The following is a 25,006-nucleotide window of genomic DNA, read 5'->3' as shown; positions in this document are numbered from 1 at the left end:
GCCCTCGGCCGCGCGGGGGCGACCGGGGCCCGTCGACGTGCCTATTCGACCTTCGCCCAGTCGAGTGTGCGTTCCACCGCCTTCTTCCAGTCCGCGTACCCCTGTTGACGCCGGTCCTCGGACCACTGGGGTTCCCAGCGCCTGGACTCCTGCCAGTGGGTGCGCAGTTCGTCGGTGTTCCGCCAGAAGCCGGTGGCCAGACCCGCCGCGTAGGCCGCGCCGAGCGCGGTGGTCTCGGCGACGACGGGGCGGCTGACCGGTACGCCGAGGACGTCCGCCTGGATCTGCATGCACAGCTCGTTGGCGGTCACGCCGCCGTCGACCTTGAGCACGTCGAGATGGACACCGGAGTCCTGCTCCATGGCCTCGACGACGTCGCGGCTCTGGTAGCAGATGGCCTCCAGCGTCGCCCTGGCCAGATGGGCGTTGCTGTTGTACCGGGCGAGTCCGACGATCGCGCCGCGCGCGTCGGAGCGCCAGTACGGCGCGAAGAGGCCCGAGAACGCCGGGACGAAGTACATCCCGCCGTTGTCCTCGACGGTGCGGGCCAGCGTCTCGCTCTCGGCCGCGTCGGTGATGACCTTCATCTGGTCGCGCAGCCACTGCACGGCGGATCCGGTGACCGCGATGGAGCCTTCCAGGGCGTACACGGCGCGGCTCCCGCCGAACCGGTAGGCCACGGTGGTCAGCAGGCCGTGCCGCGAACGGACCAGCTCCGTACCGGTGTTGAGGACCAGGAAGTTGCCGGTTCCGTAGGTGTTCTTGGCCTCCCCGGGCGCGTAGCAGACCTGTCCGACGGTGGCCGCCTGCTGGTCGCCGAGCACCCCGGTGACGGGGATGGGGGCGCGCAGCGGCCGGGACGTGCGGGTCGTACCGAACGCCTCGGGGTGCGACGAGGGGTTGATGGCGGGCAGCATGGCCCGCGGCACACCGAAGAAGCCCAGCAGTTCGTCGTCCCAGTCGAGGGTCTCCAGGTCCATCAGCATGGTGCGGCTCGCGTTGGTCACGTCGGTGGCGTGGACGCCGCCGTCGGGACCACCGGTGAGGTTCCACAGGACCCAGGCGTCCGTGTTGCCGAAGAGGGCGTGTCCCTGTTCCGCCGCCTCGCGGACGCCGTCGACGTTCTCCAGGATCCATTGGATCTTTCCCCCGGAGAAGTACGTCGCCGGTGGCAGGCCCGCCTTGCGCCGGATGACGTCCCCCCGGCCGGACCGCTCGAGGGCCGCGGCGATGGAGTCGGTCCGGGTGTCCTGCCAGACGATGGCGTTGTAGTACGGACGGCCGTTGCGCGGGTCCCACACGACCGTGGTCTCCCGCTGGTTGGTGATGCCGATCGCCGCCAGGTCCTCCGCGGACAGGTTCTTGTGCCGCAGGGCGTTCTGGATCGCCGAGTTGGTGCGTTCCCAGATCTCCACCGGGTCGTGCTCGACCCAGCCGGACCGCGGCAGGATCTGGGCGTGTTCCAGTTGGTGCTTCGCCACTTCGTTGCCGGCGTGGTCGAAGACCATGAATCGGGTGCTGGTGGTCCCCTGGTCCACCGCGCCCACGAAGTCAGCCATGGGATGCCGCCTCTGTCGGGGGTGTCAGGCCTCGGAGGCCGGGACGCGTCCGGGGGGCTCGGGCCCGGCGGTCGGCAGGAACCGGCCGATGAAGAGCTTGTACATGCCGGCGCCGAGCACGCCACCGATCAGCGGACCGATGATCGGGACCCAGAAGTAGAGGTTTCCGTACTGATCTCGCCAGGCTCCTCCGTATCCGGTGAGGAAGCTGGCCAGCCGTGGGCCGAAGTCACGCGCCGGGTTGATCGCGTAGCCCGCGAGTGTGCCCCAGGCCATCCCGATGCCCACGACGAGCAGGCCGATGACGAACGGGCCCATGTTCGCGCCGGGCGGGGTGTTGAGCATGTCCGTGACGGCCATGATGACCAGGAGCAGGATTGCGGTGCCGATGATCTGGTCGCGGAACGCGCCCCACTCGTGGACGGGCAGGTTCGGGTTGCCGTTGGCGGGCAGCGTGGAGAACACGCCCTGGGTCTTGATCGTGTGGCCGGGGTCGGCCTTGGCGAGCGCGTCCGTGTAGTTCCAGCGCACGACGAGCGCCGCCACGAAGGCGCCGACGGTCTGGGCCACCACGTAGGGCGCCACCTTGCGCCAGGGGAATCCCCTGAACATGGCCAGTGCGACCGTCACCGCGGGGTTGAGGTGGGCGCCGCTCAGCCGTGCCGCGACGTAGACACCCATGGTCACGCCGATGCCCCAGGCCCACGCGATGCTGTCGTGGTTTCCCAGGCCGCCCGGTGGCGTCGTGAGTGCTCCACCGGCGACCACCTGTGCCACCACGCCGCATCCGAAGAGGATGAGAATCATCGTGCCGAGGAACTCGCCGGACAGCTCGCCGATCAGCCCCGACCTTCCGAACCGTTCGCTCATGGAAGCCCCCTTCCCGCCGGTCCGGGACCGGCCGCCCGCCGACGCCCGGGCCCCGCTTTCCCATCAGCATAGGATGATCAAGAGCTAATTGCACCAAAAGGGGCAGAATATATCATTCAGTCTCAGGTGGGGGTTCGGGGCGGTGGGGTGGCGGAGCGGCATGTCCGCGAAGTCGGCGGAACGGACGCGGAAGGTGTCATGCCGGAACCGTGACGATGCCGAGCGGCTCGCTGGTGGGCCGGCGTGATCCACCGGCGGGCTCCGTGGTGATCCCCACGGCGCTGACGTCGTCCAGGGAGCCGCGGAGCACCTGGGCGTGCGCGCCGCCGGAACCCGGGAGCAGGCCCGCCGGGCGCAGCTCTCCGTTGTCGGCGGCGTACCAGAGTTCGTAGACCCGGCCGTCGTCGAGGCGCGGAAGGTCCGACGCGACGACGGCCGCCCGGCCCGTGGACCGGGAGGCGATCACGCTCATGTCGGCCCCGTCCGGCAGTTTCCGCGTGCTGATCGTGGCGTCCGGGGCGGTGAGGATGTCGGTGAGGGCGGAGGTCCGCGTCTGCCGGCGCACGACCTCGGCGCGTGCGTCGTCCGCCTGGGTGTGCTGCCACACGGCGACGCCGCCGAGCGCGGCCGCGAGGGCGAGGCACGCGGCCAGCGCGAGGCGCGCCGCCCGCCGCCGGACCGGAGCGCGACCGGGACGACGCTCCTGAGGCGTGCGTGCGATCCGGTCGAGGACACGGCCGCGCAGCTCGGCCGAGGGGGCCGCGTCCTCGGCCGAGGCGAGCCGAAGGGTGACCGCGGAGAGCTGGGCCACCTCCTCCCGGCACGCGGCGCAACCCGCGAGGTGGTTCTCGAAGGACGCCTCCTCCGCCGCCGGCAGGGCGTGCAGCACGTACGCGCCGACGAGTTGGTGCGGGTCCTCGGCGGCGGTCATGACCTGGCCTCCAGGCAGGCGCGCAGGCCGCGCAGCCCGGAGCGCATCCGGGACTTCACGGTTCCCGCCGGAGTGGCCAGGCAGGCGGCGACCTCCAGATACGTCATGCCCTGGTAGTACGCGAGGACCAGCGGCACGCGCTGATGCCGTTCCAGCGCGGCGAGGCAGCGCCGGACGCGATGGTGGTCCTCGTGCCGCTCCACGGTCTCCGCCACCTCGTCGAAGGGCGGATCCTCCGCGAGCAGCGCGCTGCGGCGCTCCCGCGTCGTGCTCGCCCGTACCTGCCGGACCCGGTCGACGGCCCGGCGGTGCGCGAGGGTGAGCACCCACGCCCGGGCGCCGCCGAGTTCGGCGCGGTAGCGGTCTGCGGTCCGCCAGAGCTCCACCATGACGTCCTGCGTCACCTCCTCCGCCTGCGCCTCGTCCCGCAGCACGCGGCAGATCAGGCCCTTGACCGGGCGCGCGAGGGTGTCGTAGACGTCGGCGAACGCGTCGTGGTCGCCCTGTGCGGCACGTTCGAGCCGGGCGTCCAGCCACTCCTCCGCGGAGTGCCGTGGCGCCGCGTGCCCGTCCTGACCGGTCGTGGACATCACTCGGGGAATCCGTCCGTCGCCTGCTTCTCGTCTGGCTCGACCTTCCGTCCCGGGAGCCTCCTTCGCAGCTCGACAGGGCCGTTCGCCGACGCGCGCGCACCCGGCCGGGTCGATGTCGCCCCGAGCCGCGCGGAGGCGGACGTCGTCACCGGGTATACGTAGCCGTTCCGCCCCGCGGATGAGCGAGGAGCGCCCCGAAGTCGCCGTTTCCCGGACGCGGGACGCGGCGGGCAGGGGGTGGCCGGGGTTCGCACCGCCCGAAAACTCGTACCAGAAACTTATGTTGGTCTATCCTCATACGTACCTTTGGCTGCTCCGAATACCTTATGTTCCGCACAGTGCGAGCCTCGGAACGTACCGACCGTTTCGGCGCGAACTCCCGTGACACCGGCTCCCGTTGTGCACGTCACGAAGAATCCGAGGGAGGTGAGTCCGATGACCACACGCATCAGCGCCCGGCGCCTGCTGGCCGGTGCGGCCGCGACGGGCCTGCTGGCCGGCGGGGCCGCACTGGGAATGTCCGGTACCGCCGCGGCGGCCCCGGCGCCGGCGTCCGCGCCTTCAGTGGTGACCGGTGACCACCATGGTCACCACGACCGCTGCGAGTGGAAGAAGGGCCACTGGGAGAAGAAGTGGGTGCCCGGGCACTGGGAGAAGAAGTGGGTCCACCACGACACCTGGCGCCACGGCCACCACAGCCACGAGTGGAAGGTCAAGTGGGTCTACGTTCCCGCTCACTGGGACCACGTGTGGGTCAAGGCTCACTGGGACTGCCATCACCACCACTGAGTGATCCGGCGGGGGAGTGAGGACCGGGCGTGTCCGTTCCGCTCCCGGTCCGCACCCCGCCGATCCGCCGCTGTGGGCGATGTCTCCGCGCGGCGTTACGAGCGGTGCCGCCGGGGGTTGCGTCGGCTTGTCCCGGTTCGGCGGGAGGGACTCCGGCCCGGCGTGCGACCGTGCGGGGACGGGGCGTGCGCCGGACCGGTACCACCGGCCGCGGCGTGGACACCGTCGCCGTTCCGGGCGGTCGCGGACGGGGGTCACGCCGGGAACGGGGTGGAACCGCGTCGATCCGGCTGGTTAGGCTCACCGGATGAGTACACGCACCTTCCGCATCACCGTTCGCGGAGTCTTCGACGGACTCGGCGCCGACCAGCGCGCGGAACTCCTGGCCCGCGCCCCGGAACACGACGTCCTGAAGGCGTCCTTCACCCCCGAGGGGCACCTGAGCTACGACCTGGCCGCCCGGCCCGCCTTCACCTTCCGGTTCCTGGACTCGGGAGAGGCCGAGGAGGACATCCTGGAAGCGGTCGAACGGGCCGAGACCGCCGCGACCGCCTGGCTGACCGAGCGCGGCTACGGTTTCAGACGGCTCAGGGCCCAGGGCGAGGACCTCTCGCAGGCGCCCCTCGGTAAACGACAGCGCCGGGAGATCGCCCGGAACACCCCCTGATCCCTCGTACCTCGTGGGCGGTTCACGCTCCGGATATGCTTGAGCAGTCAAGGAGATGTCAATGAGTACAGGGCTGGACACGGCACTGCGGCTGGTACGGGCACAGGCCACCCTGGTGAAGCGGTTCGACGCGAGTCTCGGCGGACTGCACGGGGTGAGCCTGGCCGATTTCACGCTGCTGCTGCGGTTGTCCCAGGCCCCGGGTGACCGGATGCGCCGGGTGGACCTGGCCGAGGCGCTGGGGCTGACCGCCTCCGGTGTCACCCGGGGGCTCGTCCCCCTCGAGCGCATCGGGCTGGTCAGGCGGGACGCGGACGCCCGTGACGCCAGGGTGGCCTACGCGGCACTGACCGGGACCGGGCGGGAACGGCTGGCGGAGATGCTGGTCACCGCCGAGCACGTCGCCGAGGAGGTCTTCGCCGAGCCGACGTGGACGAAGGAGGAGACCGCTCAGCTCGCCGGCCTCCTCGGCCGCCTCGGCGGCCCCGGCCTCGGCCGGCGGGAGGCGACGCGCTCCTGATCCCGTCACCGGGGCCCGGACCCGTGACCCGGACCTGGGACCTGGACCCGTGATCCGGACCTGGGACCCGGCCCGTGATCCGGACCTGGGACCCGGACCTGGGACCCGGAGTCAGGCGAGGTCTCGGTTCTCCGGCGTTTCGGCCCGGAGAGTCCGGAACCCCTCGTGGTCGGTCCGGCGTCCCTCGCGGTCGGTACGGCACGGGTCGTCCCCCTGGACGGCCCGTACCGGCGGTCGCCGGGAGGCGGAGGGGGCGTGACGCCTTGCCTGTTCGCGGGCCCCGGCGCACGCTGGTGGCATGGGAGCTCGTGAGGGCCCGACGCTCATCACCTCGGTCCAGCGGGCCTTCCGCCTGCTGGAGGCGGTGAGCGCGCACGAGAACGGCGCGCCCGCGAAGCAGCTGGCCCGGGAGACCGGGCTGCCCCTGGCCACCGCCTATCACCTGCTGCGGACCCTGGCCCACGACGGATACATCCGCAAACTCGACGACGGCGGCTTCGTCCTGGGCGACAAGGCGCACACCTTGCACACACGGGGCCGCGGACAGGCCCTGCTCAGCCGCGTCCGCCCCACCCTCGCCGCTCTGCGTGACGAACTCGCGACCGCCGCCTACCTCACGTTCTACGAGGACGGCGAGATCAGGGTCGCCGAGATCGTCGACGGCCCCCGGACCCCCCGGGTCGACCTCTGGGTCGGGTTCGAGGACGCGGGGCACGCCACCGCGCTGGGCAAGTCCGTACTGCGCGAACTCGACGAGGAGTCCCGCAACGACTACCTCGCCCGGCACACCCTCGCGGACCTGACACCGCGAACCATCACCAGCCGCCCGGAACTGCTGCGGCGCCTGGCCTCGTCGCCCCTGGCCCCGGCCGTGACGGACCTGGAGGAGTACGCCCTCGGCACCGTCTGCGTCGCCGTACCCGTCTACAGCGGGGACACGCTCGGCTCGCTCGGCGTCTCGCTCCCCGCCGAACGGCTGCCCCGCCTGGAGGACGTGCTGGCCCGGCTGATCCCGACCGCGAACCGGGTGACGAGGAGCCTGTCGCTCACTATCTGAAATTCCCGTGCTTGTGGCATCCGCCGCGACCGTCTTTCCTGAATCAATCGGACATTCCAGTGATGAACCCAGGTGAGGACTGCGGACGAACATGAGTCAGGCCCGAGAGCGCGGTAGCGAGCACTGGCGGAAGCAGACGTTCCGGAACCGGAGCGAAAGCTCCGCGGTGGCGGGCCGCAAGCGCGCCGCCACCCACCTCGCCTTCGGCACGCCCGCACTGCCCTTACTGCTCGTCGGCGCCGTCGTGCTCGTCGACCTGGCCGGTGGGGCGGGAGTGATCTGGCTGCCGCTGCTCGCCGCCGGACCCGCTCTGGCCGCCACCACCAGCGGTCCGCGGGGAGTCCTCTGCGTCGGGCTCCTGGCCGCGGTACTGAGCGCGCTGCTCGGAACCCGGGACGGGGTCCCGGGCGGCGAGCTCGCGGCCGTCCTGTCCGCCCTCGTGGCCGTCACCCTGGCGAGCGCCCTGGCCAGCGCCCTGCGCTGGCGCCGGGAACGGGTCCTCGCGGCCGTCCGCTCCGTCGCGGAAGCCGCCCAGCACGCGCTGCTCGCACCCATACCGTCGAGTGTCGGACCGTTCCAGGTGGCCGTCCGCTACAGCGCCGCGGCGGCGGAGGCCCGGATCGGCGGGGACCTCTACGCGCTGGTGCCCACGCCCTACGGGGTCCGAATGATCATCGGCGATGTCCGCGGCAAGGGGCTGCCCGCCGTGGGAACGGCCGCGCTCGTGCTCGGCGTCTTCCGCGAGGCCGCCTACGACGAGCCCGATCTCCTCGCCGTCGTCGCCAGGATCGAGCGGAGCCTGGCGCGCAACCTGGGATACGACGACTTCGTCACCGCCGTGGTGGCCGGATACCCGGAGCCGGGCCGCCTGGAAGTGGTCAACTGCGGACACGCGCCGCCGCTGCACGTACGCGCCTCCGGCGTCGTCTCCTCGGTCGAGCCCGTCGACCCCGCACCGCCGCTCGGGCTGCGGGCCCTCACCGGGGAGACCCCGAGCCTCCAGGTGCTGCCGCTGGCCGACGGCGATCAGCTGCTGCTCTACACCGACGGGGTCACCGAGGCCCGCGACCACGGCCGTGAGTTCTACGCCCTGGCGGAAGGGCTGGCCCGGCACGTGTCCGACGAGCCCGCGTCGACCCTGGCCGCGCTGGAGGCCGAGCTCCAGACGCATGTGGGCGGCCGGCTGCACGACGACGCGGCGCTGCTCCTGCTCCGCAAGCCGGCCGAGGCCGGCCGGGCACCGGAGGCCGTCGTGGGCCGTGGCTCCGCCACGGTCCCCGCCCCGCTGCGACCGCCCGCCGCGGGCGCGGGTGTGGGCTGCGGCCGGAACGCCGAGTAGCGCCCGGGAGGCGTCACCCCGGGTGTTCGCCTCCCTCGTCGTACGAGCGGCGAACACCATGAGTGCCGAAGGGTCGTCCCGAGCGGTTCGGTGCCGGGCGAAGGGGAGCAGCGGTTCAGTGCCGGGCGAACTGGAGCCGGGTCGCCTGCACGGTGTCGGGGCGCACCGCGGCCTCGCCGACGGTCAGCCGCTCGCCGTAGATGTCCGTGATCCTCACCGTGCCCCCGCAGCCGACGCCGTTCTCGGCGAGGAAGTAGTTGTACTCGGTCCGGGGCAGCTGCCGCCATCCGCCGGAGCTCGTGCGGAGTTCGAGCCGGGCCACCGGATTCCGGTGGCCGAGCACCTGGAGCGCGCACCAATATCGGCTGGACCCGGTCTTGTACCGGACCGAGAGCGTGCCGGGCCCGGCCGGGCTCAGCAGTTTCCAGGTGACCGGGATACGGCCGGCCGAAGGATCGGCGAGTTCGGCGAAGGCCGCCGCGCTGAGGTCGAGCTGTCCGGGCGCGCAGGGCAGCGGGCACTCGTTGGTGATCCGGACCGTGACGCTCGCGCCGCCGGCCGCGCGGACGAGCACGTACGCGCCGCACGCCTTGGACGTCTCGTAGTCGGTGTGGTTCATCGCCGCGGTCATACGGTCGTCGGTCGGACCGAAGGAGCAGGCGCCGTCGCCGGTCCCCGTGTCGTAGGTGGTGGCCACTCCCCGATAACCGACGCCGGGACGGATCCTCCCGGCCGCCGACGCCGCCGAGGACGTGCCCCGGGTGGTGGCCGGGGCGGACGGCCGGGCCGGTGCACCGGTCGCGTCGGCCGTCGCGGCCGGGGACGCCGTGCCGCCCGGCGACCGTGCCGCCGTCGGGGAGCCCGAACCGGCAGGAGCCTTCCGCGCGGGCGTCGGGGTCCCCCGGGAACCGGCGACGGTGGCGCCCGCGGAGTGCCCCGCGTCCGCCTCGTGGCCGGAGCGGAGCGACAGCGTCAGACAGACGAGGGCTCCCACCGTGATCAGCGCGACCGCGGTGCCCGTCGCCACGGTGAACCGGTGCCTGCGGCGCCGTGCGGCCTGCCTCGTTGCCTTCATGTGCGTCCGTCCGGAGATCGAGCCGATGGTGTACTCGTCAGTCGCCGCGGAGAGTCGAAAGGTTGCCGTCCGATTCCGCCCGGCGCGTGGCCGTGGGAGTCGCTCCCGGTCGTGCCGCGGCCGTCCCCGACCGCCCGCGGCCCCCCACCGGGCACGTCATCCCCTTCCCGCGAGGTCCCCGCCGAGGCGGTCACATGGGCCGGCCGCGACGGGCGCGCTCTCGGCCCCAGGCCCGGCCGGGCGCTTCGACGCGCCGATAGGTCAGCAGGGACAGCGGCAGCAGCACCGCGAAGAAGGCGGCTTCGAGCACGGGATTGTCCCGCCGCCACCGGCCGATCACGCTGTCGCTCACCGCCAGCAGCACCGGATGCACCAGATAGACCGAGTAACTGATCGTTCCCAGCCCGGTCAGCATCCGGGGGAACGTCCGGCGACGCGACGCCAGCGCGGCACCGAAGGTGAGTACGGCGAGCAGGAAGGCCGTGATCCAGCCGCGCCGCGCGAAGTGGTCCCCGTCGCCGTACCCGTACGCACTCCCCACGGCACACCCCACCACCACGACGGCGGTGCGGGCCGCGGCGGACCAGGTGATCCGACCGTTCTCGGCCCGCTGGACGGCGGAACCGAGGAACATCACGGCGAGGATCACCAGGCCTTCCCACAGGGGGACCGTGCCGTTGGAGGGGACGAGGACCAAGGCCAGCACACCGCCCGCCACGCCCCCGGACACGCGCAGCGCGGACGACCCGGAACTCGCGCAGCAGACGGCGATCACCAGCAGGCTCGTCACGAGTGCTACCAGGGTCCCGACGCCGATCGCCGCGGACAGCGCGGAGGCCGGCGGGACGACCCCGGCCGTCACGCTCGCGGCGGCCAGCACGCCCAGCACGACGGCGACGGTCGCCGACCGCCGGTGCAGACGGACCGTGAAGAGGCCGACGACCAACAGGTAGAAGGCCATCTCGTACGACAGTGTCCACAGGACGAGGAGGACACTGGGAGTCCCCAGCAGTTCCTGGAGCAACGTGACATGGGCGGCCGCCACGGTGGCCGGACTCCGACCGGCGAAGCGGGCGTGCGTGCTCGCGACGCCCACCAGATCGAGGATGAGGACGGACCCGACCACGACCGTCCACAGCGGGTACACGCGGAAGATCCTGCCGATCCAGAACGTCCGGACGCAGCCCCGGCGTTCGAGGGACATCGGGATGACGTAGCCACTCACCAGGAAGAACATCAGGACGCCGTAACGGCCGATGTCCACCGCGGGCGTCAACTGCCCCCGCAGTTCCGCCATGAAGGCGTACGACGAGTGGTCGAACGCGACGAGCAGCGCGGCCAGGCCACGCAGTGCGTCGAGCCAGCCCGAGCGCCCGGGACCGGCGGGCCGGTCGGAGGCGGGTGGCAGCGAGGCGGCGGAGGAGGGGCCCTTCAGCGGCGGAGGGAAGGGCAGTGCGGGCTCCATGAGGTTCCCTACCTGGACGGGGATTCTTGAGGTGCGGGCTCGTCGCGAGGGACGTGCGGCGGGCGTCCGGCCGTCAGCTCGCGTGCGGAGGGCATGGTGAGGTCAGGCCGAAGGCATGAGGAGGGAGGGGCCGGTTCCGGTGACCGTCCGAGCCTCGCTGTCCCATCGAAGTGCGGCGCCGGAGCGGCGCGGCGCGGGACACGCTTCGATGAGGCGGCTTTCGCCGGGATTGTCTACACGCTGATCAGCGGTTGTGCGTAGCGGGCGGGGAGCCACCACCGTCGGCGGGGCGAAGCCGACCGCGCCGACCGGCTGCCGTGTGGTGGGCCGCAGTGCGCCGGGTGGCCCCCGCCGGGCGGTGGACCGCTGCGCGTGACGCGCACCCGGTGGCTTCCACCCGTCGCCGTGGGGTCCGCCCCGGGCTCCTCGTGCTTCGGGCTTCCGCGGTGTTCGGGCGGCCCGGGCCGCCCGGGCGGTGCGGCCGGGTCGCGCGGGCGGTGCGGCCGGGTCGCGCGGGCGGTCGCTGGCCGTGGGGCACCGGGGTGGGTCTCACCGGGACGAAGGGTCCTGGTCCTTGACGGTGAGGGTGACACTGCCGTCACCGTGGCGTTCCACCGCGTACGCCGCCGGGGCGGCCGGTGAACCGGGCGCGACCAGCGTCGCGAGGGCGGCCACCGCGCAGCCCGCCATGGCGACGGCGACCCGGCGCCCGGTGCACAGCCGACGTACCCGGGCGGGTTTCACACCTTCGCCGGCTCCGGCACCGTCCGGCACCGTTCCTGACTCGCGCAGCTCGATCTCGCGCGTCAGCTCGGCCAGCAGTCGGTCCTCGAAGGTCGGCCTCCCGGGCGACCCGGCGGCGTTTTGAGGAGACGACGTTGCGCGCGATGCCGTACGGCCAGGCCGTCTCGCTGCCGAGGCGCGGCCGGTAGGTGCGGGCCGAGTCGAGGACAGCCAGGAAGTTCTCGGCCGTCAGGTCGGCGGCGGTGTGCGGGTCGTCGACCCGCCGGGCCACGAAACGTGTCACGGCGTCGACATGTCGCCGGTAGAACGCTTCGAAGAGCCGCGGGTCCCGTACCGCGGCGGCGGGCCCGCCCCGTATCCGTTCCGCGCCGTCCGCGGGCGTCTCCCCTTCCTGTCGCGGTCTCCTCGGCTCTCCCGGGGAGGTTCCTGGAGCGCTCCGAAAGCCGCTTCACCTGTTCTTGGGCGGCGGCGCGAAAAGCGTCAGAGGGTGAACCCGGGTCGAGCCATGGCGGGCGCTCCGTGGTCGGGGTGGTTGGGCCTGCGTTGTCGGCGTGCATGCGACACAGTGGTGGCATGGGCCATCTGTGGATGACGTGGTCGCTCGAAGGAGTCGGATCGGCCGGTCAGAACGTCGCGGACGTCGAAGCGGCCTGCCATGCCCTGATCGGGTCCGTCGAGCGGTCGCGACGCGCCTTCGACGAGCCGGAGCCGTGGGAGGCACTTCGTCGATCGGCGCTGATCATCCAGGACCAGATGCTCGGCACGGGGCGCGAGGTCCTCGACCAGGGCAGGGAATGGACCTCGACCCTGAAGGGCGTGAGCATCGTCCTGATCCCCCGCGACTGACGGGGCCGGACGCCGGTCGGGTACCGCGGTGGCACCGCAGGCCGATCGCTGAGGAGTTCGCTCACGCCTGGGGCGGGCGGGGAGCGCGGTCGTCGCCCGGACCGGCGACCGGTGGAACGGTGCGCTCGGCCCGGGCCGCGTTCAGCCGCCGCGGGGCCCCCGGTCGGCGGCCCGTGACCCGGGGACGCCGGCCGTGCTCGGGGTGCTCCTCACCGCGGCCCGGTGGAACGCCCGCCCCGGAAGGCGGGGTGGTCGCCGAGGCGGCGTACGTAGTCCTGGAGTCCGGGGAACGAGCGGAGGCTGTCGGCGAGGGCCGGTCGGGTGAGGGCCACCCAGACGTCCACGTCCGCCGCCGTCAGCGTGTCGCCCAACACGTAGGGCCGTACGGCGAGTCGGCAGTCGAGCAGCTCCAGGGCCGCCGAGAGGGCCGAGGGCGACGCGGACGCCGTGACATCACGGTCCAGCAGGTCGCGGAGGGCCCGGATGTCCGAGGCCAGGGCCGGCGGGCGCAGGGTGGAGGGGCACTCCGCGCCGTGGCCGGAGAGGAGCCCCGCGAGGTCGCGGAGGATGTCGGGGGTGTGGTTGCTGACGATCCGTCCGCTCCACCGGTCGCACAACGCGGGCGCCGTCAGCGGTCCGTGGTAGTGGTGCTCGGTGGCCTCGTAGGCGCGGCGCAACGAGGCGAACGCGTCGGGCGTCTCGCCGGGATGCGTCAGGAACGTCGTGGCGACGGAGTCCTCGAGGCCGAGCAGGCCGAGGGTGATCTCGATGCGCAGGGACTGCGGACAACTCACCGTCAGGTAGAGCTCGTAGCGGTGCGGCGCCGGATAGAAACCGCCGGCCAGACCGACGCCGATGCGGGACTGGTGGGGGAGGACGGAGGGCGTGGCCGCTTCGAGGCGGAGCCCGGCGGGGAACGGAACCTGGTCGCAGGGACCTGCGTCGGTGGTGCTGGACGTACGCGAAGCTGTCTCGGGCATGACTCTCCCTTGGGGAACGAGGAAGCCACCGCTGCCTCGTGGGCATGAGCGATGAGCGGCCGAATGCGGAGCGACTGCGCTGGACGCGCCGGTCCGGATCGAACGGACCGGCCACGGATCAGTAAGCGCTGGAGACACGCAACAGATCGATGTGCAAGCGCCTCGTCAAGTCGTTCCTGGGCATTCTCACCGGTCCCACCTGAGGGGCTCGCGAGACGCGAGACCACGCTTGTCCCGCCGCACCGGCGGGACCCGGTCGTCACCCGGGGCACCCCGTCGCGGCGGAAGGGTTGCCTGTCAGCGGGCCGGGGCCGATGACCACAGGCGCGGGACGAACCCGCGCCGTGGGCGCTGACAATCGTGACCGTCCACGCCAGTCTCGGGCTGCCCTGAGGTGGCGTCAAGAAGGCCGCGTGCACGGTCTCACCTGGTGGTCACCCACAAGGACATCCCTTTGGGGACGGATCGCGGGCCTGCCGTGAACCGCCCTGCCGCATAAGGCACTTGACGCGGAGGAGGGAAGCGCCCCCGCGGCCAAGCCGCTGCTCCCAGGTTCCGCCGTGCGGCCGATGACAGGCTCCGTTTCGAGCCGGTGAGGGCCGCTGCCGTCCCGGCATGCCCCTCTGCGTCCCGTCCTCGTTCCCCGGTGCCCGTGCGCCGCCTCGTGCCGGACACCGCCGTCGACGAGTCCGGCCGGGGCCTCTCGGCCTCGGCCGGACGGGCCTCGTCGGCCGGGAGTGTCACCTCCGCGGATCGGGCCTCAGCAGCGCGAACGCCGCGCCGAAGGGGTCCGCGACCCAGGAGATCCTGCCGACCTCCGGGACGTCCGCGGCGGGCATCAGCACGGACCCGCCGTGGGACCGCGCGGCCGCGACCGTCGCGTCCACGTCCTCCGTGTGGAAGTACGGCACCCAGCGGGGCCGCTCGGCCCCGTCTCCCGCGCCGTCGCCCGTCGGCGCGACGCCGCCGAAGGACGCGTCCTGCTGGTCGCCGTCCTTCGTGCTCAGCACCCGGTACGTCATGCCGGGCACCGTCATGTCCTGGCTGCGCCAGCCGAAGAGGCCTTCGTAGAAGCCGATGGCCGCGGCGGGGTCGGGGACGTGCAGTTCCGCCCAGACCAGGGTGTTCGGGGCCGAGGCGATGCCCAGCCCGGCTGTCCTGCCGGGCTGCCAGAGGGCGAACTCGGCTCCCTGCGGGTCGGTGGCCTGGGCGAGCCGACCCTCGCCCATGACGTCCATGGGCTTCATCCGGACGACACCGCCACCGGCCCTGACGGCCGAGACGGTGGCCTCGATGTCATCGGCCTTGAAGTGGATCATCCAGGCGGAACTCGCTCCCTCCTCGGTGAGCGGCCCGAGGGCGGCGACGGTCTTCCCGTCGACCTGGAAGAACCCGTACCCGCCCGCCTCGGGCCCCGCTGAGGCGAACCGCCAGCCGAAGACGGCGCCGTAGAACGCGGAGGCCGCCTCGGTGTCGGGGCTGCCGAGGTCGAGCCAGTTGGGCGATCCGGTACTGAAGTCCGTACTGAGCATGGGAGTCCTCCAAGGCGTGGTCGCGTCGGTCCGGGGCCACGATGCCGACCCTGTCCGGAGCGGGCCACCCGTGACCGTCGACGGGCCTCGGGCTTCCCCTGTTCGGAGGAATCCGCGGCACCGGTCCGGGCGACGGTCAGGCGTCGCCCGTTCTCGACGACCGACATCGACGGTGCGCACGGTATGGCGTCGGCCGGCTCATCCGGTCGACGCGAGTGCGGTCGTACGGCCTCCGAGCGCGGCGGAGAAGTGGTCCGTCACCTGTTCCAGCGCCTGGGCGGCGGCCGGCGCGATCACCGGGGCGCCGTCGTCGCCGAGGGCCACGTCCTTGTCGAGCGTGAACCAGCCCGGCACGATGTGTGACGCGCCCATGGAACTCAGCACCGGACGCAACGCGTAGTCGATGGCGAGCACATGGGCCGTACTGCCGCCGGTCGCGAGGGGCAGCACCGTCTTGCCGGCCAGCGCGTACTGCGGGAGCAGGTCGAGGAGGGACTTCAGCAGGCCGGAGTAGGCGGCCTTGTACACCGGTGTGCCTATCACGACGCCGTCCGCTCCCTCGAACAGGGCCGTGGCCTCGACGATCGCCGGATGCCGGAAGTCGGCTCCGAGCAGCGCGTGGGCGGGCAGCGTACGCACCTCCAGGGGGGTCACCTCGTGGCCCTGGCGGCGTAGCCGGTCGTCGAGGTGACGCAGGAGTCGGGTGGTGCGGGACGTGGGAGAGGGACTTCCGGAGACGGACACGATCGTGGCCATGGGTGACCTTCCGGGTCGGGACGCGGATGCGTGGAGAAGGAAGCGGAGGTACGACGAACGGAGGAGGAGGGAGAGGGGAGCAAGGGGGAGAGGGACGTGCGGTCACGGAGGTGCGGCGGCGGGGCGGGGCGTCCGGTGGGGCCGGGAGGCGGGGCGGTCGCGTGGTGGTGCGTCGGCCGGTCCGGCGGCGCCGCCGGGCGTGCGGCGGCGGTCTGGGGGCCGGGCCGTCACCAGGCGCTCGACCGTACGCTGATCAGCGGCCGCAGGTCGGCTCGCAGCGTTTCGAGGAAGGTGACGACCTCGGCCGCCACCGAGCGGTGCTGGAGATCGTTGAGGACGTCGTGGTGGGCGCCGCGGACCACCGAAAGGCGGGCTTGGGGAAGCGACTTGGCCACGCGGGCCAGTGCCTCGTGGTCGGCGAGCGGGTCGGATTCGCCGGCGAGCAGCAGGGTCGGGAGCGGGACCTCGCCGGCGTAGGCCGCGTCGAGCACGTGCTCCGGGACCGGCTCGCCGAGCGACCCGCGCCGCACGTGCGGGTCCTGGGCGAGGACGCCCCGGTGGGCGGGGCAGGAGGTGCGGACGTCGAGCTCGTGGTCCCAGGTGTCGGCCGAGGCGCCGGACCCGGTGGACGGGCCGGGAAGGCCGGCGAGCACGAGGGCGTCGGGCCGCCAGGCCGCCGGAGCCCCCGCCCGGCCGAACAGCGCGGCGAGGGCGGCGGCCCCCGAGTCCGCCCCGACGAGGACGACCGGCCGTGCCGCCCCGTCCTCGGGCGCCGTGCCCTCGGCCGCTGCGGCGAGCCGGGCGGCGAGAGCGGTCAGGGAGGCGGCCGGGTCATCGGCGGCGGGATCGGGGGCGTCGATCACCCGGACGCGGTAGGCGTCGGCGGCGAGCCGCCGGCCGAACCGCGTGTAGGTCGCCGGGGTCTCGCCACGCCCGGGAACCACGAGGATCGTGCCGCGGACGAGGAGCCCTTCGGGCCCGTGGTGGTCGCTGTACCGGGTCATCTCATACTCCTGTGGCTACGGGCTCGACGGGGACCGAACCGGCCGGGGACGCGGGCTTCCAGCCCAGGGCGGGTGCCACCTCGGTCGCGATGAGTTCGAGGGCGCGCACGGCGGCGTCGTGGTCGGGGACGGCCGGGTTGAACTGGGTGATCAGGTCGGTCGCGACGGGCAGGACCCGCTCCCGCCGCAGGGCTTCGACCACCTCGTCGGGATGGCCGTAGAAGGCGTGGAAGCGGCGCAGCGCCTCGTCCTCGCCGAGGCCCCTGGGGAACGCGCCGCTCTCCGCCATGCGCAGCGCCGCCCGGTGCACGTCGCCGCCGATCGCGCGCAGGGCCGTGCGCCGGTCCTTGGCCGGGAACACGAAGCGGGACAGGCCGACGCGCGGGCGGTGCGGCTGGTCCCAGGCCGCGAGGAAGGCGTCGGCCCAGGGGCGCTGCACCTCGTCGGTGGGGGCGTCGAAGCCGTAGGCAGCCCGGTTCAGCAGCAGGTTGGAGCCACGGCTCGCGGCGTACGCGGCTCCCTCGGCGCTGAACACGCCCTGCCAGACGCGCCGGGTGAAGTCACCCGGCCGGGGCTGCACGCGGAAGCCGGGCGTGCCCACCTCGTCCCGCGCCAGGGCCCGCCGCAGCACGTCGAGGTTCTCGCTGGTCAGTTCCCGCTTGCGGGCGACGTCCTTGGCGAACGCGGCGTACTCGAGACCGCTCCCTCCGCTGCCCACGCCGACCTCGACGCGACCGCCGCTGAGGGCGTCGACGGTGGCGACGTCCTCGGCGAGGCGGACCGGGTCCTCCAGGGGAAGGACCGTGACGGCGGTGCCGAGCCGGATCCGGGTCGTGCGCGCCGCCGCGTGGGCGAGGAAGGTCCAGGGCGAGGACAGTCCGCCGCCTTCGAGGGAGACGTGGTGCTGGGCGACCCAGCCGACGTCGAAGCCGAGTTCGTCGGCCACGGTGAAGAGTTCCTGGGCGTTGCGGTAGGTGCGGGCGGTGTCCTGGTCGTGTCCCTGGACATGGGTGAGGAAGCCGAGTCTGAAGCGTGGCGGCTCGCTCGTCATGGGTGGGCCTTTCGGTGTCGGGCCGCCGCGCGACCCGGCCGGGGTGGGCCGGGCCGGGGCGTGCGGCGAGGGGCGCGCCGGGTCCGGGCGGGAGCCTCAGCCGTTCACGAGCCCGTCCTCGCGGCTGTGGCGGTTGGCCGGGACGGGCAGGCCGAGGTTGCCGCGCAGGGTGTCGGCCGCGTACTCGGTGCGGAACAGCCCGCGCTTCTGGAGGAGCGGGACGACGCCGTCGACGAAGAGGTTCAGCTCGTCCTCGGTGCGGAAGGCGAGGTTGATGCCGTCGAAGGTGCCGGCGTCGAACCACTTCTCGATGGTGTCGGCGACGGTCTCGGGCGCGCCGACGAACGGGGAGCTGCGGAACTGGTTGACGGAGGCGGCGACCTGGCGGAGCGTCAGGTTCTCCGTCCGGGCCCGCTCGATGAGGTGGGCCGCGCCGGTGCGGCCGCCCTTCTCCGCGAGGTGGGCGACGTCGGGGAACGGCGCGTCCAGGTCGTGTCCGCTGAAGTCGTAGGCGCCGAAGGACCGGCCGAGCAGGGCGAGGTTGGCGGCGAAGTCGTTGTCCTCCTCGAAGATCTCCCGTTCGCGGCGCCGGGCGGCCTCGTCCGTGGCGGCGACGACAGGGCCCCCGTGGATGAAGATCTTGATGTGCTCGGGGTCACGGCCGTAGGAAGCGGTCCGCTTCTTGATGTCGGCGTAGTACTCCCGCGCCTGCTCGAGCGTGCCGCCCGGCGCGTAGATGCCCTCGGCGACCCGCGCGGCGAGGTCGCGGCCCTCCTCGGACACCCCGGCCTGGAAGATCACCGGCTGGCCCTGCGGGGACCGGGAGATGTTCAGCGGTCCCGCGACGTCGAAGTGCTCACCCCGGTGGTCGAGCGCGTGCAGCTTCGCCGGGTCGAGGAAGACGCCCCGGTCCACGTCGGCGGGGAAGGCGTCGTCCTCGTAGGAGTCCCACAGTCCCCGGGCGACCTGGACGAACTCCAGGGCACGGCCGTATCGCGTGGCGTAGTCGAGGTGTTCGTCGAGTCCGAAGTTCCGGGACGTGCCGGTGTCGAAGCTGGTGACGACGTTCCAGCCGGCCCGGCCGCCGCTGATGTGGTCGAGGGAGGCGAACCGGCGTGCCAGGTTGAACGGCGAGTTGTAGGTCGAACTCGCCGTGCCGACCAGGCCGATGTGCCGGGTGTGGGTGGCGACCGCGGACAACAGGGTCAGCGGTTCCAGGCGGTTGAGGTAGTGCGCCGGATAGGTGGCGTTGATGAACTGACTGTCGACGATGAACAGGGCGTCGAAGAGGGCGTGTTCGGCCGCCTTCGCCAAGCGGATGTAGTAGTCGATGTCGATGCTGGCGTTCTTCGCCACGCGCGGGTCCTTCCACAGACCGTGCTGGCCGGGACCGCCGACGCCGTAGGGGTGCAGGGCGAGATGGATCGTGCGGGACATGGTTCTGTTCCTGTCTGTCGTGGCTTCGGGGATGCGTTCGGGCGGGCGGTGGGGTGTGTGCTCAGGCGTGGAGGAGGGCGCGCAGGGCCTCGCGCTCGGCGCGGTCGGCCGACGCGGAGTGCAGGGTGGGCGCCGAACGGACGAGCAGGCGTGTGTAGGGGTGCCGCGGCCGGGTGATGACGTCCCGGGCGGCACCGGCCTCGACCAGTTCGCCCTGGTACAGCACGGCGATCCGGTCGGCGATCCCGGCGACGGAACCGAGGTCGTGGGAGATGAAGACAAGGGCGACGCCGTCGTCGCGGAGCTCCTTGAGGATCCGCAGGATCTGGACGCGATTGGCGGAGTCGAGGGCGCTCACCGGCTCGTCGAGGATGACGAGACGCGGTTCGGTGACCAACGCCCTTGCCACGGAGACGCGTTGGCGCTGGCCGCCGGAGAGTTCGCCGGGCAGCCGGTCGAGCAGGTCCTCGGAGAGGCGCACCCGGGCGAGGAACGCGCGGACCCGGCGTGCCGCGTCGTCGCGGGCGACACCCCTGACGAGCAGCGGCTCGGCCAGGGAGGCCTCGACGGTGAGGTCCGGGTCGAGGCTGCGCAGCGGGTCCTGGAAGACGTACTGGATCACGCCGCGGCGGCGCAGCGTCCGCCACTGGCGGGCGCCGTAGGCGCTGACGTCCTCGCCGTCGACGACGACGGACCCGGCCGAGGCGCGCACCAGGCCGAGAACTGCCCGCGCCAGGGTGGACTTGCCCGAGCCCGTCTCGCCGATGACGCCGACGGTCTCGCCCGGCGCGAGGCTCAGGGAGACGCTGTGCAGGGCGCGCCGGCGTCGTCGGCGCGGTCCGTAGTGGACGTCGAGGTCCCTGATCTCCAGGACGGGGCTCGCGGACCTCCCGGCGATGTCGGGCGCCCGGTCCTGATCGACGGTCACGGGGCTGTCGGGCGCACCCTCGTGGCGCACGTCATCGGTGGTCACGGCGTCCTCGGTCGTCAGGTCATCGGTGGCTGCGTGATCGGGTGTCACGGTGTCGTCGTTCACGCGTCCTCCTCGGGCGTGAGGAACCTGTCCAGGCCGTACTGCTCGTGTTCGGCGATGAGCAGGCGGGTGTACTCGTGCCGCGGACGGTGGAGCACGTCATCGGTCGGGCCCTGTTCGACGACCTCGCCCTGCCGCATGACGAGCACCTCGTCGCACAACTGGGCGACGACGGCCAGGTCGTGGGAGACCACGACGAGGGCGAGCCCGGTCCGCTCGCGAAGGTCGGCCAGCAGGTCGAGGATCTCGGCCTGGACGGTGACGTCGAGCGCGGTGGTGGCCTCGTCGGCGATGAGGATCCGCGGGCCCGCGGCGATCGCCGCGGCGATCAGCACCCGCTGGAGCATGCCGCCGGACAGCTCGTGGGGGTACTGGCCGTGGACCAGTTCCGGGTCCCGCAGATGGACCGCGCGCAGCAGTTCGATCGCCCGGCGGTGTGCCGCGCGCCGCTTCAGCCCCTGCTTGACCCGGACGACCTCGGCGATCTGGACGCCGACGCGGATCGAGGGATTGAGATAGGACGCCGGATCCTGGAAGACCGCGCTGATGGTGCTGCCCCGCAGGGCCGTCCACTCCGCGGGCGACAGGCCGGCGATGTCGACGCCGTCGATCTCGACCGAACCGCCGTCGATCTCGAAGTGGGCGGGCAGGATCCCGAGCGTGGCCCGGCAGGTGAGGGTCTTCCCGCTGCCGGACTCGCCGACGATGCCGACGGTCCGGCCGGGGGTGAGCGAGAAGCTCACGCCGTGCACGATCTCCCGGCCGCCGGCCCGGTCGCTGATCCGTACGTCGCGCACGGCCAGCACCGGTGCCTGCGGACCGGCCGGGTGGCCGGTGCCGGTCCCGGTGATCTCCCTGGTTCCGGTGATCTCTGGGGGCTCGGTGATCTCCCCGGTCTCGGTGAGGAGTCGGTCGGACAGGGTGGTCATCACACACCTCCTGCGGGAGCGGGGGCGGCCTCGCCGCGACGGTTGGCACGGGCCTTGCGGTCGTTGGCCAGTGCCCGGCCCGCTTCGCCGGAGACGTCGCGGATCGCGTCGGCGAGGAGGTTGCAGGCCCAGACGGTGACCATGATCAGCAGGGCGGGGGCGAGCGGGGCCCACGGGCGGTGGCTGAGGTAGCCCAGGTCCGAGGCGAGCAGGCCGCCCCAGGTGGGCGCGGGAGGCTGGACCCCGATCCCGAGGAAGGTCAGGCTCGACACGATGACGAAGCCGACGCCGATGGTCTGGGCGAGCGCGACCGCGATCGGCGGGAGCACCTTGGTCCAGACGTGACGGCGTACGATCCGGCCGACGGAGGCACCGGAGACGATCGCCGCCTCCACGTACGGCGAGCGGGCCACGGCCAGGGTGGCGGCGCGGGCCACGCGGTAGAACAGCGGCGACACGAGCACGCCGGTGACCAGCATCGCCTGGCCGAGACCGTTGCCGAGCAGGGCGATCACGGCGACGGCGAACAGCAGGAACGGAAGGGCGACCAGGGTGTCGGTGAGCCGGAGGGTGACCCATTCGAAGACCCGGCCCAGGTAGACCGACAGGATGCCGGGTACGGCTCCGACGGCCAGGGCCGTGAGCGCCACCTCCAGCGAGCCGAGGACGCTGACGCGGGAGCCGTCGAGGAGGCGGCTGAGCACGTCACGGCCCAGGTGGTCGGTGCCCAGCCAGTGGGCTCCGGAGGAGGCGGCCAGCGTGTGGTCGCTGGTGGCCAGGGGATCCTGCGGGGCGAGCAGCGGACCGAGCAGGGCGAGCAGGGCGATCGCGACGAGGACGGCCACGGCGATCCGGCCGGAGGTGAGGGAGAGTACGCGGCGGACCATGGTCACACCCCCCGCTGAGCGGCCGGCGTCACGCGCGCCAGCACCAGGTTGACGATCAGGTTGAAGGCGACGACCAGGACGATCGACACCACCAGGACGCCCTGCACCGCCGGTACGTCACCGGCCTGCGCCGAGTCGTTGGCGAACCGCCCGAACCCTTGGAGCCCGAAGATCCACTCGGTGACGACGGAGGCGCCGACCAGGGCGGGGAACTTCAGGCCGAGGGTGGCGAGCGCGGGCCCGAGGCCGTTGCGCAGCACATGGCCGAAGAAGATCCTGCGCGGACTCAGTCCGCGGACCACCGCGCCCGTCACGTAGTTCTCGCCGTAGGCCGCGACCAGACTCGTGCGCAGTTGCCGGGCGACGTCGGCGACGACGTCGAAGCTCAGCGCGACGGCCGGAAGGGTGATGTGGGCGAGCCAGGGCCCGATCCCCTGCGCCGCCGGGACGTATCCGGCGGACGGGAAGAGATGGAGTCCCACCCCGAACACCGCGACCAGCACGATCCCGACGACGAAGGCCGGCATGACCGAGACCACCGTCACGAAGCCGGTGATCGCGCGGTCGATCCAGGTGGTGCGGCGCAGTGCCGCGACCGTGCCGAGGGCGAACCCCACGACCACGCCGATGAGCAGCGCGAAGGTCGCCACCGACAGGCTCACGCCCAGGCCGAGGCCGATCAGCGTGGAGATGTCGGCGCCGTTGGTCCAGCTCGTGCCGAGCCGGCCGTGCAGGACGCCGCCGAACCAGTCCCCGTACTGGACGAGGAAGGGCCGGTCGAGGCCCCAGTGGGCCTCGACGCGGGCGATCGCCTCGGGAGTGGCTTCCTCGCCCAGCTGGATGCGCGCCGGACTGAGCCCGCTCAGCGACCGCAGAGCGAACGTCACGAACGTCGCGACCAGGAACACGGGCACGAAGATCGCCACCGTGCGGGCGAGGGTGGTCAGGACGCGGCCCAGCGCGTTCCGTGTCCGGGCCGCGGCGGCCGGGAGACGGACGTCGGGTGCGGCCGGTGCCTCCGTCGTCGTCATGGGTTGCCCCCTCTCTGTGATGGACGGGGTGTCAGTTGCCGCCGGCGATGGTCACGCCGGTCCAGTCGAGGTGGGCGGGGTTCTTCGGCAGGGCGGACACGGACCTGCTCTTGGCGATGAGGTTGGGCGAGGCGTACGTGAAGACGAGCGCCCTGCTCTTCAGCCCGGCCCGGGTCGCCGCCCGGAGGACCTCGGTGTAGTCGGGCGAGTCCAGCGGGGTCCGGCGGACCTTGGCGATGGCCGCCTCGAAACCGGCCGGCGCGTAGGGCGAACTGAGGTTGAGCGGGCCGTCCGGGCCGAAGTGCGCGGTGAGGGTCTGCGCCGCGGAGTCACGCCCCGTCGTCCCGTACAGCGAGAACTTCAGGTCCTTGGCGAAGAACGGCGTGGCCCAGTTCTTGTCGATCTTGATGGTGACGGTGATGCCGACCTTCGCCAACTGCGCCTGGACGATCTCGGCTTGGGGGTCCTCGGCCGGGATGACCAGATCGAGCTTGATGTCGCCCGCCTTGTGACCGGCCTCCCGCAGCAGCTTCTTGGCCTTCGCCGGGTCGTAGGCGTAGGCGTTCTCCGACTCGGGGTCGTAGGCCACGTACCCCTTGGGGAACGGCTGGTCGGTCACCGAGCCGTAGCCGAAGGTCAGTTTGTCGACGAACTCCTGACGGTCGACCGCGTGGCGGACCGCGTCGACGACCCTGTCGTCGTCGAAGGGCGCCTTGTTAGTGTTGAGGCTGATGTTGGCCGCGTTGAAGCCGGGCTGCACGAAGACGTCGAGTCCGGCCTTCTTGGCCGCGTCGGCCTGACTGGGCGCGATGTCGGCGAAGTTGTAGACACCGGTCTGGAGGCCGGACACGACGGTGGAGGCGTCCGGGGCGGAGGTCAGTTCGACGTTGTCGATGTGGATGTTCTCGGCGTCCCAGTAGTCCGGGTTCTTCTTCAGGACGGCCTTGGTGCCCGGGACGAGCTGGGTGACGGTGAACGGGCCCGCGCCGACCGGGTTCTGGTCCAGCTCGCCGGGGGAGGCGGCCGCCTTGGGGCTGGCGATCTGCAGGACGCGCTCGCCGAGCAACTGGGGGATCTGGTAGTCGACCTGGCTGAGGTGGATCACCGCGTCGAGGCCCTTCGCCTCCACCGACTCGATCGACGTCAGGTCGCCGAAGAGCGCCGAGTTCTTCTGCTTCTTGGCCCGTTCGATCGCGGCCTTCACCGCGGCGCCGTCGACTGGCGCGCCGTCGCTGAACTTCAGGTGGGGGCGCAGGTGGAAGGTGATCACATCACCCTTGTTGTTGTACTCCCAGCTCTTGGCGAGATCCGGAACCGCCTTCCCCTTCTCATCGGTCCGGGTCAACGAGGCGTACACGAGGGCGAGTTCACGGAACTGGGCGCCGCTGCCGCTCACCACCGGGTCCCAGTGCGTGGGGAAGTAGGAAGAGGTCCACTTCAGCGCGGCGCCGCCGGAGGCCGACGAGGCCTCACCGCCGCAGGCGCCGAGGGCGGGGACGAGCACGGAGACGAGGGCGGTCCCGAGGGCGGCGGCGCGCAGCCGGCCGGGCCGTGCGGCGGATCGGAGGGCGGCGGGGACGCGGGGCGTGACACGTGCGGACATCTGCTTCTGCTTTCGGGAAGGCTCCGCCCCGCGCCGGGGCGGCGGGAGGGGGAGCGAGGGCGGCACACCCCGCCGGCCGGCGTCGCACGGCCCGGGAACGGGCATGCCTGAGCGCGCTTCGGCGCACACGGGGGCATGCCGCGTTCAGGGCATGTGGCGTCGGCGGATCGTCGCGGGGACGGCCGGAAGACGGAGGGAGCGGTGAGGAGGGAACGCTGAGGGGCGGACGTCACGGAACGCCGAGGGGGCGTGTGCGGCGAAGCGCCGGGGGAGCGGCGCGCTGTGACGGGTCCGGGCGGCGAGACGGC

At 72.5% G+C, this 25,006-nt stretch carries 25 protein-coding genes, 1 pseudogene and 1 riboswitch; of the genes and pseudogenes, 6 read left to right on the top strand and 20 right to left on the bottom strand.

All coding sequences use genetic code 11. From position 1 onward, the window contains the following. Positions 1–41 precede the first annotated feature (41 nt). The 4 genes from glpK to sigK form a co-directional block, all read right to left on the bottom strand. On the bottom strand, positions 42–1,559 hold the full coding sequence (glpK, locus tag ACFYW7_RS25340; RefSeq protein WP_389506134.1) for a glycerol kinase GlpK: 1,518 nt from the start codon (positions 1,557–1,559) through the stop codon (positions 42–44). 24 nt (positions 1,560–1,583) lie between these two features. After that, positions 1,584–2,429: an MIP/aquaporin family protein gene (locus tag ACFYW7_RS25335; protein WP_389506132.1), complete on the bottom strand. Its 846-nt coding sequence runs from the start codon at positions 2,427–2,429 to the stop codon at positions 1,584–1,586. 196 nt (positions 2,430–2,625) lie between these two features. Beyond that, positions 2,626–3,360, bottom strand: coding sequence for an anti-sigma factor domain-containing protein (locus ACFYW7_RS25330; RefSeq protein ID WP_389506130.1), 735 nt, complete (start codon positions 3,358–3,360; stop codon positions 2,626–2,628). Further along, a complete protein-coding gene (sigK, locus tag ACFYW7_RS25325) occupies positions 3,357–3,950 on the bottom strand; it encodes an ECF RNA polymerase sigma factor SigK (protein ID WP_389506128.1) in 594 nt (197 codons plus the stop codon). The genes ACFYW7_RS25330 and sigK overlap by 4 nt, the downstream gene beginning before the upstream one ends. Before the next feature lie 438 nt (positions 3,951–4,388). Between sigK and ACFYW7_RS25320 the strand changes: the two genes are divergently transcribed. From ACFYW7_RS25320 to ACFYW7_RS25300, 5 genes are all read left to right on the top strand, one after another. After that, positions 4,389–4,742 (top strand): hypothetical protein, encoded by a 354-nt coding sequence (locus tag ACFYW7_RS25320; protein ID WP_389506126.1) that lies wholly within the window; start codon positions 4,389–4,391, stop codon positions 4,740–4,742. Between the two features lie 307 nt (positions 4,743–5,049). Continuing rightward, positions 5,050–5,409, top strand: a complete 360-nt coding sequence (locus tag ACFYW7_RS25315) for a DUF6204 family protein (RefSeq protein ID WP_389506124.1) — start codon at positions 5,050–5,052, stop codon at positions 5,407–5,409. A 61-nt stretch (positions 5,410–5,470) separates the two neighbouring features. Then, on the top strand, positions 5,471–5,929 hold the full coding sequence (locus ACFYW7_RS25310; protein ID WP_389506122.1) for a MarR family transcriptional regulator: 459 nt from the start codon (positions 5,471–5,473) through the stop codon (positions 5,927–5,929). Positions 5,930–6,227: 298 nt separating this feature from the next. Continuing rightward, entirely contained in the window at positions 6,228–6,986 is a 759-nt protein-coding gene (locus ACFYW7_RS25305; RefSeq protein WP_389506120.1) for an IclR family transcriptional regulator, read from the top strand. Between the two features lie 91 nt (positions 6,987–7,077). Continuing rightward, entirely contained in the window at positions 7,078–8,325 is a 1,248-nt protein-coding gene (locus ACFYW7_RS25300; protein WP_389506118.1) for a PP2C family protein-serine/threonine phosphatase, read from the top strand. Between the two features lie 115 nt (positions 8,326–8,440). Here the strand turns inward: ACFYW7_RS25300 and ACFYW7_RS25295 are convergent, their stop codons facing one another. From ACFYW7_RS25295 to ACFYW7_RS25280, 4 genes and pseudogenes are all read right to left on the bottom strand, one after another. Further along, positions 8,441–9,400: an expansin EXLX1 family cellulose-binding protein gene (locus tag ACFYW7_RS25295; RefSeq protein WP_389506116.1), complete on the bottom strand. Its 960-nt coding sequence runs from the start codon at positions 9,398–9,400 to the stop codon at positions 8,441–8,443. Between the two features lie 190 nt (positions 9,401–9,590). Then, positions 9,591–10,865, bottom strand: coding sequence for an acyltransferase family protein (locus ACFYW7_RS25290; RefSeq protein WP_389506114.1), 1,275 nt, complete (start codon positions 10,863–10,865; stop codon positions 9,591–9,593). Between the two features lie 549 nt (positions 10,866–11,414). Then, entirely contained in the window at positions 11,415–11,609 is a 195-nt protein-coding gene (locus tag ACFYW7_RS25285) for a hypothetical protein (protein ID WP_389506112.1), read from the bottom strand. Between the two features lie 67 nt (positions 11,610–11,676). Further along, positions 11,677–11,967: pseudogene (locus tag ACFYW7_RS25280) on the bottom strand (RNA polymerase sigma factor); the annotation flags it as partial. Between the two features lie 215 nt (positions 11,968–12,182). On the opposite strand from ACFYW7_RS25280, the gene ACFYW7_RS25275 reads away from it, so the two are divergent. After that, positions 12,183–12,455 (top strand): hypothetical protein, encoded by a 273-nt coding sequence (locus tag ACFYW7_RS25275; RefSeq protein ID WP_389506110.1) that lies wholly within the window; start codon positions 12,183–12,185, stop codon positions 12,453–12,455. Between the two features lie 209 nt (positions 12,456–12,664). Here ACFYW7_RS25275 and ACFYW7_RS25270 read toward each other — a convergent pair whose 3' ends face one another. The 12 genes from ACFYW7_RS25270 to ACFYW7_RS25215 form a co-directional block, all read right to left on the bottom strand. Beyond that, entirely contained in the window at positions 12,665–13,435 is a 771-nt protein-coding gene (locus ACFYW7_RS25270) for a cell envelope biogenesis protein OmpA (protein WP_389506108.1), read from the bottom strand. A 118-nt stretch (positions 13,436–13,553) separates the two neighbouring features. Further along, a complete protein-coding gene (locus tag ACFYW7_RS25265; protein WP_323178258.1) occupies positions 13,554–13,619 on the bottom strand; it encodes a putative leader peptide in 66 nt (21 codons plus the stop codon). Between the two features lie 36 nt (positions 13,620–13,655). After that, a riboswitch (SAM riboswitch) is annotated at positions 13,656–13,801 on the bottom strand. Between the two features lie 374 nt (positions 13,802–14,175). Beyond that, a complete protein-coding gene (locus ACFYW7_RS25260) occupies positions 14,176–14,967 on the bottom strand; it encodes a VOC family protein (protein WP_389506106.1) in 792 nt (263 codons plus the stop codon). A 198-nt stretch (positions 14,968–15,165) separates the two neighbouring features. Beyond that, entirely contained in the window at positions 15,166–15,723 is a 558-nt protein-coding gene (gene ssuE, locus ACFYW7_RS25255; RefSeq protein WP_389506104.1) for an NADPH-dependent FMN reductase, read from the bottom strand. Positions 15,724–15,950: 227 nt separating this feature from the next. Further along, positions 15,951–16,727: an alpha/beta hydrolase gene (locus ACFYW7_RS25250; RefSeq protein WP_389506102.1), complete on the bottom strand. Its 777-nt coding sequence runs from the start codon at positions 16,725–16,727 to the stop codon at positions 15,951–15,953. Position 16,728: 1 nt separating this feature from the next. Further along, positions 16,729–17,778, bottom strand: a complete 1,050-nt coding sequence (locus ACFYW7_RS25245; RefSeq protein ID WP_389506100.1) for an LLM class flavin-dependent oxidoreductase — start codon at positions 17,776–17,778, stop codon at positions 16,729–16,731. Positions 17,779–17,874: 96 nt separating this feature from the next. Continuing rightward, on the bottom strand, positions 17,875–19,215 hold the full coding sequence (locus ACFYW7_RS25240; protein WP_389506098.1) for an LLM class flavin-dependent oxidoreductase: 1,341 nt from the start codon (positions 19,213–19,215) through the stop codon (positions 17,875–17,877). Positions 19,216–19,276: 61 nt separating this feature from the next. After that, positions 19,277–20,113: an ABC transporter ATP-binding protein gene (locus tag ACFYW7_RS25235; protein WP_389506461.1), complete on the bottom strand. Its 837-nt coding sequence runs from the start codon at positions 20,111–20,113 to the stop codon at positions 19,277–19,279. Positions 20,114–20,247: 134 nt separating this feature from the next. Further along, positions 20,248–21,177, bottom strand: a complete 930-nt coding sequence (locus tag ACFYW7_RS25230; RefSeq protein ID WP_389506096.1) for an ABC transporter ATP-binding protein — start codon at positions 21,175–21,177, stop codon at positions 20,248–20,250. Beyond that, on the bottom strand, positions 21,177–22,064 hold the full coding sequence (locus ACFYW7_RS25225; RefSeq protein ID WP_389506094.1) for an ABC transporter permease: 888 nt from the start codon (positions 22,062–22,064) through the stop codon (positions 21,177–21,179). The genes ACFYW7_RS25230 and ACFYW7_RS25225 overlap by 1 nt, the downstream gene beginning before the upstream one ends. A 2-nt stretch (positions 22,065–22,066) precedes the next feature. Further along, positions 22,067–23,095, bottom strand: coding sequence for an ABC transporter permease (locus ACFYW7_RS25220; protein ID WP_389506092.1), 1,029 nt, complete (start codon positions 23,093–23,095; stop codon positions 22,067–22,069). Between the two features lie 31 nt (positions 23,096–23,126). Further along, on the bottom strand, positions 23,127–24,698 hold the full coding sequence (locus ACFYW7_RS25215) for an ABC transporter substrate-binding protein (RefSeq protein WP_389506090.1): 1,572 nt from the start codon (positions 24,696–24,698) through the stop codon (positions 23,127–23,129). Between the last annotated feature and the right edge of the window lie 308 nt (positions 24,699–25,006).

Source organism: Streptomyces sp. NPDC002580, from assembly GCF_042889485.1.
Lineage (GTDB): Bacteria > Actinomycetota > Actinomycetes > Streptomycetales > Streptomycetaceae > Streptomyces.
Note: the sequence above shows the minus strand (reverse complement) of the source record. Positions and strands in the feature narration are given on the sequence as shown.